The organism is Planctellipticum variicoloris (assembly GCF_030622045.1).
Lineage (GTDB): Bacteria > Planctomycetota > Planctomycetia > Planctomycetales > Planctomycetaceae > Planctellipticum > Planctellipticum variicoloris.
Genome location: NZ_CP130886.1, coordinates 3,905,580 through 3,921,116, shown reverse-complemented (window position 1 = coordinate 3,921,116; position 15,537 = coordinate 3,905,580). Strand labels below are relative to the sequence as shown.

Below are 15,537 nucleotides of genomic sequence, written 5' to 3'. Positions count from 1 at the left end.
GCCATGCCCGCTCCCGAATTGCTACCGGATTCCGGCGTCATCGGCCAGCTCCTGTCCGAAGGCCACCGGTTCAACTTCTTCCAGGCCGTCCGGCTGCTGACGCTCTGCGAATCCGACCGCGAGCCGGTCGGCCACGACTCGGTTCCGCAGGAGGAAGTCGTTCGTTTCGGCGCGCACGCGTCAATCGAGTTTCCGGCCAGTCAGATCGACGATATCTCTCGCCACAGCGATCCGAATCGACCGCCGAAGATGTCGGTGAACTTCTTCGGTCTCGCCACGCCACTCAGCGCACTCCCGCAGCACTACACCGAAATCGTTCTCGAACGTCTCGCCCGGAAGGATCGGGCGCTGCTGGACTTCCTGGACCTTTTCAATCACCGGCTGCTGTCGCTTTTCTATCGGGCGTGGGAAAAGTATCACTTCTGGATTGCGTCGGAGCACGCACTGCTGCGCGAACAGACTGCCAGAGTGGCGGGAGGGGAAGCGTTCCGCGCCTTCGTGCTGAATGAACGACCGCAGCTCGATCCCGTCGGCCAGATCCTGCTCTGCCTGACCGGGCTGGGCAATCCCGCTTCGCGATACGTCATGTCGGAGCGCGACCGCCTCGAACCGCGAACCAGCATCCCCGACCAGACCTGGCGGTTCTATGCGGGGCTCCTCAGCCAGCGGCATCGGCCGGCGATCAGCCTCGAATTGATGCTCAACGATCACTTCGGCTGGCCGGTCCGCGTGCAGTCGCTCGTCGGTCGCTGGCTGCATCTGGAATCTGCCGACCGAACCCGGCTGTCACGCGGCGGAAACACGCGGTTGGGCCAGGAAACCGTCGCTGGCCAGAAGGTCTGGGAGGTCCAGGGGAAATTTCGCCTGCGGATCGGTCCGCTCGACTACGCGCAATTCTGCAGCCTGCTGCCGATCGGCGAAGCCCACGAACCGCTGACGCAGCTCACCCGGTTCTATGCGGGGCAGCACCTCGACTTCGACCTGGAACTTCAGCTTCGCACCGCTGAAATCCCCCCGCTCCGCTGCGGCGATCGGACCGGTTTCGGCGCTCGTCTGGGTTGGAACACGTGGCTTCCTGCCAGCCGCCGGACCGAAAATTCGGTGTCGGTCGTGCTCCGGACAGCGGGCGAGCAGAACGAGTGACGGGGGCGATGAAGGTCCCGCCACGGCCGGCGCGTGTCGATCTTTCTGTCGCGAGTGGACTTTTATTGCGAATGTTGGAACGCGACGGCAAACGAATCATGTCCCCCAAGGCTGCCGGTCTTCCCTCGGAAATGAGGGATCGTGGTCGTACCACAAGTCTCTCTCAGACGCCCCTTTGGCGCGAGCGCCATCAATGCGGCGGAGCAGCTCGGCATCCGACTGCGGAACGTCAGCAGGGCAGGGGAGTTCGACGAGCGACATGAGCGACGACCGATGAGACGGGGAATTCGTTCATCAGTATAGTGCCGCGAAATCAGGGGATCAGGCGCGCCAAATCGGAAAGTTTTCAACCCGGCGGAGAGAAAGGCAGTTTGACCACGAATCGCACGAATGGACGCGAATGTCGGAGAAGAGCTGGAACCACGGAAGGCACTGAGAACACGGAGAAAAAATTCGAACGAGGGGAAAGGAGCGACGCGGAGGCTCGCGGAAGAGGCGCGCCCCGGCAGAGCCTCGGCACGAGTCAATCGCCGCCGTACGTGGCGTCCACATCCAACCCAACTCGAAGTCGGCACAACCCGCCTTCGGCGGTCTGCGATACCCGAATCCCGAGGCCCGATACCCGACTTTACGCCCTCAACGTCGCCGCTAACTTCTGCCCGCACGCCGCAATCACCGCCTGCTGAGCCGCGTCGACTTCGTCGCCCGTCAGCGTTCGTTCGTGCGAACGGTAGCCGAGCGTCACCACGTACGATTTTTTCTGCTCCGGGATCTGCTTCCCGCGGTACTGGCCGCCGAAGGCGACCGTCTCCAGCAGCGGCCCCGCCGCCGACCGGACCACCTGCTCCAGGTCGCTCCAATGGACCGTTTCGTCGAGGACGAAATTGAGATCCCGCGTGACCGCCTGGAACTGCGGCAGCGGCTGAGCCTTCGGAACCAGGTCGGCCCGGGCTTCGAGCACATGCAGATTCAATTCGGCGACACAGACGCTGTCCCGCAGATCGAGCGCTGACACCGCCGAGCGGTCGAGTTCCCCCAGCCAGCCCCACAGTTCGCCGTCCAGGAGCACCTCCGCCCCCCGGCCGGGGACGAACTGGCCAACGTCCGAGGGACGGACGCGGACGGCTGCGTGGGGTGCGACCCGCCGGGCAAGCAGCTCGACCACCCCCTTCAGTTCCTGATACGACTGCCCGCCGACGAGGCTGATCGTCCACGGTTCGTTCTGCGTCTCGGGCTTCGACGAATCGGCTGCCAGGTACACCTTGGCCACTTCGAACAGTTGAGCGTGGAATACGCCGTGGCGTTCGTTCTCGCGACGCGAAGCCAGCAGGCTCGGCACCAGCGACTGCCGCAGCAGGTTTTCGTGCCGGCGGGAGGAGTGGACGACTTCCAGCGCCGGCCGGTCGCCATGCGGCGTGAACAGCGCCCGCTGCTCGGCGGCGACGAACGACAGCGTCACCGCTTCGAAGAACCCGGCGGCGGTCAGCGTATCGCGGACGCGATCCGTCACGCGATCCCGCCGCGTCTTGGCGCTGGAACAGAGCGGTACGAGCACGTCGTCGGGAATCTGCTCGTAGCCGTGAATCCGGGCGACCTCTTCAATGAGATCGATCTCTCGCGATAGATCCCGCCGGAAGGTCGGCGGAGCGAACTCTGCGGTGTCGGCCCCCACGGGACCGACCTGTCGGCAGCCCAGGCTTTCCAGAATGCTCGCTGCTTCCGAGATGGGAATCTCGATCCCCAGAATCCGCCGGAATTGGGCGAACCGGAGCGCGATCGGCGGGCGTTCCGCGACGACCGTCTGGCCGACCGCAACGCTGCCCGCCAGGAGCTCGCCCCCCGCAATTTCGAGGATCAGTTCGCAGCACCGACGGCTGGCCCAGTCGGGGCCGGCCGGGTCGAGAGCCCGCTCGAAGCGGTACGACGACGGGCTGTGCAGGTTCAGCTTGCGGGCCGTGTTCCGGACCGTCAGCGGCGCAAAGGCAGCCGCTTCGATCAGCACGTTCTTCGTGCTGGACTCGATTTCGGTCGTCGCTCCCCCCATCACGCCGGCGATGGCCACCGGACGCTTGCCGTCGGCAATGACGCACATTTCGGGAGTGAGCGCGTATTCCTTATGATCGATCGCCTGCAGCTTCTCGCCAGCCTGCGCCCGGCGGACGACGATCTTCTTCCCGTCGAGCCGGTCAAAATCGAACGCATGCAGCGGCTGTCCGCATTCGAGCATCACGTAGTTCGTGACGTCGACCACATTATTCACGCTGGCGATGCCCACGGTCTCCAGCCGCTGTCGGAGCCAGGCGGGGCTGGGGCCGACCTTCACTCCGCGGAGCACGCGGGCGTGGTACTGCGGGCAGAGATCCGGGCACTCGATGGCGACGGACGTCGCCGACGCCGCGGTTTCCGCGACGGTCTTAGGAGCGGCGGCGGGGACTTTCAGCGTCTTCCCGAACAGCACTGCGACTTCGCGGGCGATCCCCAGGTGGCCCAGGCAGTCGGGGCGGTTGCTGGTGACTTCGAGGTCGATGGCAAAATCGCTGCCGGCGGGCTCGGTGGTTTCGAGATTCAATCCCGACATGGTGAGCCGGGTGGTGACGTCCTCCAACGGCAGATCCAGGTCGACATACTGCTTGAGCCAGTCCCAACTGATAATCATTTCTCGGTTTACCGCCAGGAGATTCGGGTGGCACGCCCAGAGTCTTCGATGGGCGTGTCTTCAGCCCCCGTACTCTAACGGACGCCTCGACTTACGAAAAGTGGACGGGGGAGAAGAGAAGATCTCACGCCAAGACGCAAAGGGGAACGCAGGGGCCGCAGAGAAGACAGAAGAATCTTCACCGCGGAGGCACGGAGGACGCGGAGATCGGAAGAGAAGGAATGTCGAAGGCGGAATGTCGAAAGGACGGAGGAGAGAGTCCAGAGAGGAATGGACCTCGCGACGGCCTCTCTCCGGCGATCAGCGATACGCGATAAGCGATCAGCCCTCTTCTCTAGCTATTCGCTATTCCCTATTCGCTATTCCCTTCCGCCCTCGCCACGCAACTCGTCACCACCAGATCCCCGACCACGTTGACCACCGTCCGGCACATGTCGAGCAGGCGGTCGACCCCCAGAATAATGCCGATCGAGGCGCCGGGGATGCCGACGCTCTGCATCACCACCACGATCAGCGGAATCGAACCGCCGGGGACCCCCGCGGTGCCGACGCCGGCGAGGATCGCCATCAGGACGACCTGGAACTGCTGAATTCCAGTCAGTTCGACCCCCATCACCTGGGCCAGGAACAGGATCACCACCCCTTCGAACAGCGCGGTGCCGTTCTGGTTGCCGGTCGCCCCGACCGTCAGGACGAAGCTGCTGATCCGGGAAGGAATCTTGAGCTCGTTCTCGGCCACCCGCAGGGCGGTGGGGAGCGTGGCGCTCGATGACGATGTGCCGAAGGCGACCAGAATGGCGTCCAGCACCGCGTTGAAGAAGTGGGCCGGCGACATGCGGGCAAAGACGTACAGGACGATCGAATAGACGACGAAGAGCTGCAGCGCCAGTCCGAAGACCGTCGTCAGCACAAACCAGACCAGCGTCCGGATCATGTCGAAGCCGAGCTGGGCGGCGAGGGCGAAGACCAGGCACCCGGCGCCCAGCGGCGCGAGGCCGATGGCGAACTGAATGACCGCCATCGAAATCGCGTGCAGCCCTTCCAGCCAGCTTACGAAGCCGGCGCACTTCTCCGGCTGGCTGGTGATGGCCACGCCGCAGATCAGCGAGAAGACCATCACCGCGAGCATGCCGTTCCCCTTCGAGGATCCGTCGATGGCGCCGACCATTTCCTGCAGCGGGTTTTCGGGGAGCAGGTCGACCAGCACCGTGCCGAACGGCTTGGCCTGCTCGGCCTTGGCGACCCCTTTCCGGGCGTCGTCGGCGAAGCGCTCCGTCAGGCGGTCGCGCTGCGCTTCGGAGAGCGTTTTCCCCGGCTGGAAACCGTTCACCAGCCCGACGCCGATGAGGACGGCGCTGCCGGAGAGGATGGCGGTAAACAGCAGCGTCCACAGCCCCATCCTCCCCAGAGACCGCAGGTCGCCGATCTCGACCACCGCGAGCGCCAGGGCGGAGAAGACGAGGGGGAGGACCACCATGAACATCAGGCGGAGAAACAGGCTGCCGATCGTTTTGGCGATGGCGACGACGGCGGCCGCCTGGGGCAGGAGCTCCCCTTTGGCGGGGTCGGTGGCGAAGTAGTTCAGGATCAGACCGAGGACCACGCCGGTCACGAGGCCAATGACCGTCAACGTGTGATGAGAAACCTTGTGGGGCTTCGCAGGATGTGGAGCGGGTTCGGGAGCCGGAGCGGGGGGAGAGTCCGTGTCAGTCACGCGGGACGTCCTCGTCGGGGGGCTCGGGAATGCTTTGAGTTGTCCCGTAGAAAGGCGGGACTCGGGCAGGATAACGGACGGGAGTGCGGGGAGCGAGCGGGGCGGCGATGCCGGGTTGGCAGGGTGCGTCGTGACGCACCGGCCCGTTCCAACCGAAGTGGCGCGTCGAGACGCACTCTACGAAGCTTTGGCGGACTTCTTCTTGGCCGCGTTGCCCGCCGCGTGCGGGTGGGCCTGCTCGTAGGTTTCGCGCATCCGGCGGGTGCTGACGTGGGTGTAAATCTGGGTTGTCGTCAGGCTCTTGTGGCCGAGCAGTTCCTGCACGGCCCGCAGGTCGGCGCCGCCGTCGAGCATGTGCGTCGCGAACGTGTGCCGGAGCGTGTGGGGCGACGTCTTCGAACTGAGCCCCGCGATCAGAATGTGCTTTTCCAGCATCCGCCCGATGCTGCGCGTGGTCAGCCGCCCGCCGAAGCGGTTGAGGAACAGCGCCGATCGGTCGTCATCCCCGGCGTCGGGGGCGGGCTGGCGGACTTCCAGCCAGCGGTCGAGCGATTGGACGGCGTAGCTGCCAATGGGGGCGATCCGCTCCTTTTTCCCCTTGCCGAAGACGCGGAGGATGTTCGTGTCGCGGTCCCAGCTCTCGACGTTCAGTCCGACCAGCTCGGCGACGCGGAGGCCGGCGGAGTACATCGTTTCGAGGATCGCCCGGTCCCTGAGTCCCTCGGGTTCGTTCGCCGGGGGCGTTTCCAGCAGCCGCGCGGTCTCTTCGATGGTCAGGAAGTGCGGCAGCTTCCGACCGGTGCGGGGAGTCCGGAGAGCCTTCGCCGGGTTGGTGGTGATGATCCCTTCCCGCTGGCAGTAGCGGAAGAAGCTCCGCAGGCAGGCCAGCCGGCGGGCGATCGTCGTTTTCGCGTAGTCGCATTCGTGGAGGTAGGCGACGTAACCGCGGAGCAGGGTGATATCCAGCTCGGCGACGGACGGAGTGCTGCCGACGCGGTCCCGCAGGTAGTCGAACAGGCTGCCGAAGTCTTCGGAGTACGACTTGAGCGTCAGCTCCGACGAGTTGCGCTCGATCTTGAGATACCGCAGGAAGCCGTCGATCTGGTCATACATGAGTCGACTCGGCCAGCTTGTTTGTGAGGTGCCACGAAGATCAGCAATCATATCCGACGGGAATTGGGTGGCTGGGGTCGAGTCTTCGAGCCCCCAGATTTTTGCCACATCGCTGGGGGCGGCCCAAAGCGGCCGACCCCAGCCACCCACGAAACGGTTCCATGTGTGTGCAGCACAACACGATCGTACGCCGGAGCAGCCGGAAGATGTCTGACGGGGTTGCGGCTTCGGGAACGAATCGGGAAGAGACTGGCAGAGTCAGCAGCGCACGAGGCACAGACCGCAGAGCTTGCGGGGTCAGGCGGCGTCGCTGTCGCGCCAGGCTTCCGGTTCTTCGTCCCAGCGCGGCGCCGGCTGCTTCAGTGCGGGGGGCATCGGCGCCAGACCGGCGTCCGCGGCGAATTTGCGGACGCGCTGGCTCAGGACCGCGGCGTCGTACCAACTGAACGACAGGTCCGGATCGGAGGCGTATTGCCCCAGGGTCTGCAGCAGTTGATCGATGCTGGTGTCATCGTACAGGAACACATAGCGTTCCTCGTTTTTCACCAGAGCGAGGACGTTCATGGCACGCGGCATGTTGGTCTGCCTTGCAGGAGCGGCGACAGGATCTCTGGTCTTATCGGCCGGGAGAGTCCGCCCCGATTGCGCCATCCGGACAGATTTTTGAAGAAGGTCGCGGGGAAGATTGCACAACGTCCGTCCGGCCATGGCGACCTGCTGTGACACCGCTTAGATTTCGGGGAGAGGGAATCGCGAACAGGGCGTCGCGAGTCGCCCGAACGAGGAGATGGCTGCGCAATTTCCTCTGGCAATTCGCTGCTCGCTATTCCCTGTTCGCTTCCGCGCTATTTGTACTTGCGGAGCTTGAAGACGACCCGCCGTTTCGCTTCGCCGCCGTGGAGCTGCAGCATTTCGACGATCATGGCGTGGGCGGTGTAGCGGATGAAATCTTCGCTGCGATACAGATAACCCTCCCACCCGCCGCTCCGTAAATCGCCGCTCAATTCGACATAGTCCCGCAGATTGGCGGTCAATTTGGCGTCGGAGCCGTCGAACATTCGCGTGTAGGACATCAGCGGCCGACGCGGATCGAACGGGTCGGTCGAGACGATGACGACCGGGGCCGACTCCGGAATCCGGTCGGGGGGCAACTGCGGCGACTGGCCGCGCACCGTGGACGGGGGCGCGGGAGGGGGAACAAAGGGCTCGATCGGGGCGGTCGAACCGGGAGCGCACGGCGATCCGGGGGGGCAGCCTCCCTGCTGCAGTAGGTCCGGATTGTACTGCATTTCGTACATTTCCCGGCGGAGGCGCTTCTTTTCCACGACCTTGGCGTGCCGGTACTGCGTCTTGAGCACGCGGGGTTTGAACGCGGAGAGGGCGAATTCGTCGGTCGGGATCCCCGGAACGAACTCCCATTCGTCGGGGGAGTACCACGAGACCTGCAGCCCGATGCGGGGGGGATAGTAGGGGGAATAGTCGGTGACGGCCCCGACCACGACGGCGTCGACGCCCAGCAGATCGGCCAATCGCAGCACGTCGTCCGGATTGTTCATTTCGAGCTGCTCGTCGAAGATCACCTGCTCGACGACGCCGACCGGCACGACCTGAAAGCCGGGAACTTTCTGAAGTTCGGAGTAATAGGCGAGGGCGAACCGGCGGCCGTCCACGGCGCGTTCCGCGCTGAGGTTGAAGAACGGCGCAACGGCAACGGTCGTGAGGCCGGCGACAGGGTTGGTGACCCCGACTTCGACCATCGCGCAGCCCGCCAGGAAGAGGAGGGCGGCCGAAGCTGCGGCCCAGACCCTGCGCACGATGGGACTCCCTTCGCCGGCGGAAAAGTTAACGTCTTCGGAGTTATCGGCAGAATCGCGCCAGGATCTTGAGTCTTCGCAGACTGCGCACTTTCACTTCGATGGAGTTGAAAGAAACCACGAATGGCACGAATCGGCACGAATTGCGGAGGACATGTTTGAAACGCCGCCAACTGCGTAACGCCCTCCGGCGTCCGCAACGTCTTTTCGGGATTCATGTTTCGTGTCAAATCGCGTGATTGGTGGTGGCAACCCGGGAATCCGCCGCCGCGCCGCAAGCGTTTCCCGGTCAGGGGATGTGGACCGGGTGGTTGACCGGGGGAAGAGGGACCGATAAGACGGAGACGAAAGGGAGAGTGCGCCGGTGGGGGATCTGCTGAATCTACTGATGCCGCGCTGGCTGTTGCAGCCGATCCTGAAGCCCATCACCCGGCTCACGCTCGGGCTGATTGCGGTCCCGTTTTTCCGCCTGGTGATGCACAAGGTCGTGCGGGTCAAGGAGATCGACCGGGAGCTGGAGAAGGATCTGGAGATGTGGTTCCGCGGAGCAATTCTGTTGCTCCTGGCCACGAAGAATATGGAATCCTTCGTTTTCAGTTGGGTCAGTGCCGAGACGCTCGAACGGCGGGACTGGCTGTTCATGGCCGGCCGGATTCTGCTGGCGATGGGCGTCATCGAGGGGATGCCCGATCAGGCCCTCTTTTCGGTCATTCATCCCGGCCCCCCGAAACCCGAATTCCAGAAGGGGCGATTCTTCGCCTCGCTGATTGCCTATATTCCCCGATTGATCAAGGGGCTGCTCTGCCAGCACCTGAACCGGTCGTCGCCGATGTTTGTGATCCTGGCGACCATTTTTGACGGCGAACTCGGCTGGGTCTTCTATGGCATGGCGCTCGTTCAATACCTGATCATCGGCCTGGTGACGTCCCGGGACCGGGCGCTCGACGTGCTGCAGAAATTCGACGCCGCCATCGCCCGCCAGCGCCAGGAACTGAAGGAAGAACTGGCGGATGCGCTCGCCGGGCCGCCCGACAGGTTCGATCAGCAGCCCGGCGAAACCGTTCCCGGCCCGATGATCGCCGCCGCTCAGGAGCTGCAGGAAGCGTTACCCCCGCCGAAGTGCGCCCCATCCGCGGACGGCGCGAATTGACCGGCGGGGCGGGGGGCGGTATCACAACAGACTGCCCGAGACCACGCAGCCCGATTCCGGACCGGTTGCGCATTGCCCCGGCGAAATCAGGATGAGCGTCGCCTTATGTCCCGCATTCAGCAGCTATCCGCCAGCGTGATCAACAAGATCGCCGCGGGCGAAGTGATCGAGCGGCCCGCCAGCGTGGTGAAGGAACTGGTCGAGAACAGTCTCGACGCGCTGGCCACGCGGATTGAAGTCGACATCGTCGCGGGCGGAGCGGAAGTGATCCGGATCGTCGACGACGGCGAAGGAATCCATCCGGACGACCTGCTGCTGGCGGTGACGAGCCACGCGACGAGCAAAATCCGCAGCGCCGACGAGCTGTTCTCCGTGCAGACGATGGGCTTCCGGGGCGAGGCGATGGCCTCGATTGCGGAAGTCAGCCGGTTGCGGATTCGTTCGCGGCAGGCGGACGCCGAGCACGGGATGGAACTGAAAGTCGACCTCGGGGCGATCACGCCCCCGACCCCCGCCGGCTGTCCGCTGGGAACGCAGATCGAGATTCGGAATCTATTTGAGAACACGCCTGTCCGCCGGAAGTTTCTCAAGTCGCCGTCGACGGAATTCGGGCACATTTCGGAGCAGTTCACCCGGATTGCGCTGGCGAATCCGCGGCTGCACATGGTGCTGCGGCACAACGACAAGGTGGTCTACGAACTCTCGTCGACGCAGCGGGTGATCGAGCGGCTGGAACTGTTTTTCGGGGCGGATATCGCCGAGCAGCTCATTGAAGTCGAATCGGAACACAACGGCGTCCGGATGTGGGGCTACGTGGGGCATCCGGCGCTGTCGAAGGCGACGCGGAAACAGCAGTATCTGTTTCTCAACGGGCGGTGGATTCAGGACCGGACGCTGCAGCACGCGCTGACCGAAGCCTATCGCGGCCTGCTGATGGTCGGCCGGCAGCCGATCGCGTTCCTGTTCATCGAGATCCCGCCGGAAACGGTGGACGTCAACGTTCACCCGACGAAGATCGAGGTTCGGTTCCAGGATGCGCAGCAGCTCTTCCGGCAGCTCCTGTCGATGATCCGCAGCAAGTTCTTGAGCCTCGATCTGCAGAGCCAGCTCAAGGTGCCGACGGATTCAGGAGCGGGGAGCGGGACCACGGGCGGACTGTCGTTCACAGCGCCGCGGACCGTCGATCCAGCCGAGCAGCAGGCGGTCCAGCGGGAGTTCGTCGAGTGGGCGCAGACGCGACTGAAGGAATGGACGCCCGATGCGCCGCCGCAGCTCGTCGACGAAGAGCCCGCGGCGGCGCCCATGCTGTCGAACTACGGGCGATCGACATGGCCAGTTCAGACGACGACAGCCGGCGATGCGGTCGAGAACGGGCGATTTGCCGCGGGAGAACTCGCGGGAGAGCCGGAAAATCGGGCCGCGGAGTCGCCGTCGCGGACGGGCTGGTCCCCGTCTGCAGCCGTGAGCGAACCGGAACGTCCCCTCGCCGCGCCGGCTCCGTTCGGGCCGCCGCGGGCGCTGCAGATTCATGATTGCTACCTGGTGATCGAAACCGCCGAAGGGATGTCGGTCATCGATCAGCACGCCCTCCACGAACGGATCATGTACGAATACTTCCGTCCGCGGGTGCTGGCTGGAAAAGTGGAATCCCAGCACCTGCTCGTGCCGCAGCCCGTCGAGCTGTCGGCCCGTGAGGCGGCCCTCGTCATCGAGCAGAGAGAACTGCTGGCCCGGCTGGGGCTGGGGATCGAGGAGTTCGGCAAGGATACCCTGCTGGTCAACCGTTACCCCGTGATGCTCGCCAAAGCCGATCTGACGCAGCTCGTCCGGGACCTGGCCGAGATGCTCGATAGCGGAGCCGGACAGGGGCCGACCCGGCGCGACCTTCTGGACGAACTGCTGCACATGATGTCGTGCAAAGCCGCCGTGAAGGCGGGGCAGCGGTTGACGCCCGAGGAGATTGACAGCCTGTTGGAGCAGCGGCACCTCGTGGACGACGCTCACCATTGTCCGCACGGCCGGCCGACGGCGCTGAATCTTTCCCGGGCCGAACTGGACCGCCAGTTCGGCCGGCTGGGATGAAGGGGCTGAGAGCTTCGAGCGGAGAGCGGAAAGCCGGAGAAGACGGGCCTGAAACTGGTTTCATCGGCTCTCGTTTCCGGGCTCTGCCTGCGAACAGGGGGATCGATACCGGGGAATCGCGGAGATGCTCCTGCTCCTGCCACCCGGCGGACGCTTGAAGCGGGCAGCTGCTGGAGAACTCGGCCCGTCAATCCGTGCAATCGTTGCACATTCCGGACCGACGCAAGGGGAACCGGTCTCGCATGGCGGTGTCACGCTACGAGAAGTCTGCCGGGACCGTTATGCTGGGAACGTAAAGACGCACGGCAGGTGCGTCGCCCAGGCCCTGAATTGTGAGACAAATCGATCCATGATCTGCGTGAGCTTGGCCCGGACCCGTCACCGCATGGTGCTGGCTGAACACAAAGCGCTTGCCGAACGGGGCGCTGAGCTGGTCGAGCTGCGGATCGACTACCTGAAAACCGCCCCCGACGTCGGCCGGCTGTTGAAGGATCGCCCGACCCCCACGGTCGTGACCTGCCGCCGGCCTCCCGACGGGGGCCGCTGGAGCGGCTCGGAAGAGCAGCGGCTGATGCTGTTGCGCACCGCGATCATTTCCGGTGCAGAGTACGTCGACCTCGAATACGACATCGCGAAAAAAGTTCCGCGGTACGGCAAGACGAAGCGGATCGTCAGCTACCACAACTTCTCCGAGACTCCCGATAATGTCGAGGAGTTCTACGATCTGATGACGGAGTGCGACCCGGACGTCATCAAAATCGTAACGACGGCGAATTCGCCCGCGGATTGTGTGCGATTGCTGAAGATCGCCTCGGGTTCGAAGGTTCCGACGATCGCCTTCTGCATGGGCGAGTTTGGTGTGATGAGCCGGATCCTGTGCGGAAAGTACGGGGCGCCGTTCACCTATGCCACCTTCAGCGCAGAACGCGAACTCGCGCCGGGGCAGTTGTCGTTCGAAGAGATGCGGGACCTGTACCACTATGATCGGATCAATTCCGAGACGCAGCTCTTCGGCGTCCTGGGCGACCCGATCGGGCACAGCCTGAGCCCCAGGCTGCACAACGCCGCGATGGCGGAGATCGGCTTCAACGGCGTCTATGTCCCGATCCGCGTGGCGAAAGACCAGCTTTCCGGCGTGCTGGATGCGTTTGAATGGCTCGATTTCCGGGGTTTGAGCGTCACAATTCCGCACAAGGAAGCCGTGGCCGAAAAATATGCCGGCGGAGCCTCTCAGGCGGTCCGGGAAATCGGCGCCGCCAACACGCTGTATCGGGATGCAGGCAACGCCTGGCAGGCCGAAAACACGGACTATCAGGCGGCAATGGACTGCCTGACGCTCGGCCTGCGCGAGGGAGAGACGTTCGAAGGGAAGCGGGTGCTGATTCTCGGCTCGGGGGGCGTCGCCCGGGCGATCGCACTGGGGCTGTCCAAGGCGGGGGCCGTGCTCCAGATCGCCGGCCGGGGAAGTTCCAAGACCGCCAAGCTGGCCGAAGAGCTCGGCTGCCGGCATGTGACGTGGGAAAACCGGGGCGTCGAGTTTGCCGATATTCTGGTGAACTGTACGCCGGTGGGAATGCATCCCAACATGGACGACACGCCGTTTCAGGAAAACTGGCTGCGGGACGACATGCTGGTGTTCGATACGATCTATAACCCGGAAAACACGCTGCTGCTCAAGCAGGCGCGGGCGCACGGCTGCCGGACCGTCTCCGGCCTGGAAATGTTCGTCCGCCAGGCCGCCGGGCAGTTCAAGCTGTTTACCGGGCACGACGCTCCCCTGCAAACGCTGGGAGCGACGCTCCGGCGGGCGATCTCGGCCGCTCGATACTGAAAGTTCGTCACTGCCGTTTTCAAGCATCCCCTCTCTTCGCTGTCGACTCACCCGGACGCTGGCATGGTCATCACCCTCATCGGTTATCGCGGTTGCGGAAAGAGCTCCGTGGCGCCGCGACTGGCTCAGAAACTGGGCTGGAGCTGGGTGGACGCCGACGTCGAGCTCGAAGAGCGGACCGGGAGATCGATCCGGGAGATTTTTGCCACCGACGGTGAGCCGGAGTTCCGCCGGCTGGAGCGGGAAACTCTGGTCGACCTGCTGAAACGGGACCGGCTCGTGCTGGCCGCCGGGGGGGGGGCGGTGCTGAATCCGGAGACGCGAGCCGATTTCGCGGCGGCCGGCCCCGTCGTGTGGCTGCGAGCCAGCGTCGAAACGATCGCGAAACGCATCCTGCGCCACTCCCCCGCCTCGCAGCGACGCCCCGATCTGACCGCCAGAGGGGGCGTCGAGGAGATCGAGGAGTTGCTCGCGGTACGGACGCCGCTGTACGCGGAGTGTTCGACGATCACCGTCGATACCTGCGACCGGCCGCTCCACGAGACGGTCACGGCGATCCTCCGACAGTTGCCGGCGGATGTGGCGGGAGTGCGGCCGTGATGACGCTGGCCGGTCTGCCGCTCTGGATCATGCTGCTGATCGTCTTTACGTTTGGCGCCGTGATCGGCAGCTTTCTGAATGTGTGTATCTATCGGATTCCGCAACACGAACGGCTGTGGGACCAGTTGCGGGGTCTCAATCACCCCCCGTCGTCGTGTCCGTTCTGCCGGCGCAGAATTCTGGCCCGCGATAACATTCCGATCCTCGGCTGGCTGATCCTCGGCGGCCGCTGCCGGTTCTGCCGCCATCACATTTCGATGCGGTACATGCTGATCGAAGCCTTCAACGGTCTGCTGCTGGCAGGGCTGTATGCGGCGATCGTTCCTGGCGGGTACAGCGCGACGGCCGAGCAGAGCTGTCTGTGGTGGACTCACAGTCCGCTGCAGGTCTACGCCGGCAATCTCGGAGCCCAATCCTGGCTGCTGAACGCCCAGTTTTTCTATTACGCGGTGCTGGTCGAGGCTCTGCTGGTCGCGACATTCATCGACTTCGACCTGCGGATCATTCCGGACGGCGTGACTCTGCCGGCGATGCTGGTCGGCGTGCTGGGAGCCGTGACGATCGGGCACCTGACGCTGGTGCCCGTCTGGTTCACCGATCCAAGCATGGCCCGACTGCTGCAGTCGGCGCTGCCGACGGGCGTGCAGGGATGGATTTCCAGCGAGGCGGTTCCGGCGTGGATTGCCCGGTGGCCGCATTGGCACGGGCTGGCAGCCAGTCTGGCGGGGATTGTGGTCGGCGGCGGTGTGGTGTGGATCGTCCGGGCGGTGGGGGCCTGGGTGCTGCGGCAGGAGGCGATGGGCTTCGGCGACGTGATCCTGATGGCCATGATCGGGAGCTTTCTGGGCTGGCAGGCGACGATCGTGGTGTTCTTCATTGCGCCGTTGTTTGCGATCCTCGCCGTCGCGGTGACGTTGCTCTGGAGGCGCGAGCGGGAGATTCCCTACGGCCCCTATCTGAGTCTGGCGGCAGTGACGCTGCTGTTCGGGTGGCAGTGGCTCTGGCCGGCGGCGGAGCGGTTCTTTGCGCTCGGCTGGCTGTTTCCGATCCTGGCGCTGATCATGGTGGGGCTGCTCGTGGTTTCTTTGTGGATGGTGCAGGGCCTCAAGTGGCTCGTCGGGATTCCGCTGTATCCCCCGGAACCGGAGGGGGAGTGGACTTCGGCCGATCAGCTCGCGTTCTATGCAGGGAAAGACGTTTCGCCCGGTCACCGGGTCCTGCGGCCGGCCGCGTGGCCGGGTGTCGCGGCGGGGCAGGGGCGATCTCATGTGCAGCAGTGGCAGGGGATCGGACCGGGAAGCGCGGGATTCCGCTGGAAACGCTGAACTCGGCAATCCGCAGCCCTTGCCGGGAGCCCCGGTCGTGGCGGAGACTGTCGGCCTGAACCCTGTGCCGACGGTCCGGTGTCTGCAGCATGACGGACGCCACCGCGGA

11 protein-coding genes are annotated in these 15,537 nt (G+C 64.5%); 6 read left to right on the top strand and 5 right to left on the bottom strand.

Annotated features, from left to right (window positions below):
- Positions 1 to 3 precede the first annotated feature (3 nt).
- Positions 4 to 1,143, top strand: a complete 1,140-nt coding sequence (tssG, locus tag SH412_RS15270; protein ID WP_336518876.1) for a type VI secretion system baseplate subunit TssG — start codon at positions 4 to 6, stop codon at positions 1,141 to 1,143.
- Between the two features lie 628 nt (positions 1,144 to 1,771).
- On the opposite strand, the gene pheT is transcribed toward tssG, so the two are convergent.
- From pheT to SH412_RS15245, 5 genes are all read right to left on the bottom strand, one after another.
- Positions 1,772 to 3,799, bottom strand: coding sequence for a phenylalanine--tRNA ligase subunit beta (gene pheT / locus SH412_RS15265; RefSeq protein ID WP_336518875.1), 2,028 nt, complete (start codon positions 3,797 to 3,799; stop codon positions 1,772 to 1,774).
- Positions 3,800 to 4,151: 352 nt separating this feature from the next.
- On the bottom strand, positions 4,152 to 5,513 hold the full coding sequence (locus SH412_RS15260; protein WP_336518874.1) for a dicarboxylate/amino acid:cation symporter: 1,362 nt from the start codon (positions 5,511 to 5,513) through the stop codon (positions 4,152 to 4,154).
- Positions 5,514 to 5,690: 177 nt separating this feature from the next.
- A complete protein-coding gene (gene xerC / locus SH412_RS15255; RefSeq protein ID WP_336518873.1) occupies positions 5,691 to 6,626 on the bottom strand; it encodes a tyrosine recombinase XerC in 936 nt (311 codons plus the stop codon).
- 297 nt (positions 6,627 to 6,923) lie between these two features.
- Positions 6,924 to 7,202 (bottom strand): hypothetical protein, encoded by a 279-nt coding sequence (locus SH412_RS15250; protein ID WP_336518872.1) that lies wholly within the window; start codon positions 7,200 to 7,202, stop codon positions 6,924 to 6,926.
- 269 nt (positions 7,203 to 7,471) lie between these two features.
- A complete protein-coding gene (locus tag SH412_RS15245) occupies positions 7,472 to 8,440 on the bottom strand; it encodes a hypothetical protein (RefSeq protein WP_336518871.1) in 969 nt (322 codons plus the stop codon).
- Positions 8,441 to 8,804: 364 nt separating this feature from the next.
- Between SH412_RS15245 and SH412_RS15240 the strand changes: the two genes are divergently transcribed.
- The 5 genes from SH412_RS15240 to SH412_RS15220 all read left to right on the top strand — a co-directional run bounded on the left by SH412_RS15240 (position 8,805) and on the right by SH412_RS15220 (position 15,428).
- Positions 8,805 to 9,590, top strand: a complete 786-nt coding sequence (locus SH412_RS15240) for a DNA topoisomerase I (RefSeq protein ID WP_336518870.1) — start codon at positions 8,805 to 8,807, stop codon at positions 9,588 to 9,590.
- Positions 9,591 to 9,695: 105 nt separating this feature from the next.
- Positions 9,696 to 11,672, top strand: a complete 1,977-nt coding sequence (gene mutL, locus SH412_RS15235; RefSeq protein ID WP_336518869.1) for a DNA mismatch repair endonuclease MutL — start codon at positions 9,696 to 9,698, stop codon at positions 11,670 to 11,672.
- 349 nt (positions 11,673 to 12,021) lie between these two features.
- The gene (aroE, locus tag SH412_RS15230) at positions 12,022 to 13,503 is read left to right on the top strand and encodes a shikimate dehydrogenase (RefSeq protein ID WP_336518868.1); all 1,482 of its coding nucleotides are present in this window, start codon (positions 12,022 to 12,024) and stop codon (positions 13,501 to 13,503) included.
- A gap of 63 nt (positions 13,504 to 13,566) precedes the next feature.
- Positions 13,567 to 14,103, top strand: coding sequence for a shikimate kinase (locus SH412_RS15225; RefSeq protein ID WP_336518867.1), 537 nt, complete (start codon positions 13,567 to 13,569; stop codon positions 14,101 to 14,103).
- The gene (locus tag SH412_RS15220; RefSeq protein ID WP_336524165.1) at positions 14,103 to 15,428 is read left to right on the top strand and encodes a prepilin peptidase; all 1,326 of its coding nucleotides are present in this window, start codon (positions 14,103 to 14,105) and stop codon (positions 15,426 to 15,428) included. Before SH412_RS15225 ends, SH412_RS15220 begins: the two co-directional genes overlap by 1 nt.
- Positions 15,429 to 15,537 lie beyond the last annotated feature (109 nt).

Bases quoted from the DNA above. Each gene is read 5' to 3' on its own strand.
- pheT (WP_336518875.1), bottom strand. From the start codon at position 3,799: ATGATTATCAGTTGGGACTGGCTCAAGCAGTATGTCGACCTGGATCTG.
- SH412_RS15250 (WP_336518872.1), bottom strand. From the start codon at position 7,202: ATGCCGCGTGCCATGAACGTCCTCGCTCTGGTGAAAAACGAGGAACGC.
- mutL (WP_336518869.1), top strand. From the start codon at position 9,696: ATGTCCCGCATTCAGCAGCTATCCGCCAGCGTGATCAACAAGATCGCC.
- SH412_RS15220 (WP_336524165.1), top strand. From the start codon at position 14,103: ATGACGCTGGCCGGTCTGCCGCTCTGGATCATGCTGCTGATCGTCTTT.
- tssG (WP_336518876.1), top strand. From the start codon at position 4: ATGCCCGCTCCCGAATTGCTACCGGATTCCGGCGTCATCGGCCAGCTC.
- SH412_RS15225 (WP_336518867.1), top strand. From the start codon at position 13,567: ATGGTCATCACCCTCATCGGTTATCGCGGTTGCGGAAAGAGCTCCGTG.
- xerC (WP_336518873.1), bottom strand. From the start codon at position 6,626: ATGTATGACCAGATCGACGGCTTCCTGCGGTATCTCAAGATCGAGCGC.
- aroE (WP_336518868.1), top strand. From the start codon at position 12,022: ATGATCTGCGTGAGCTTGGCCCGGACCCGTCACCGCATGGTGCTGGCT.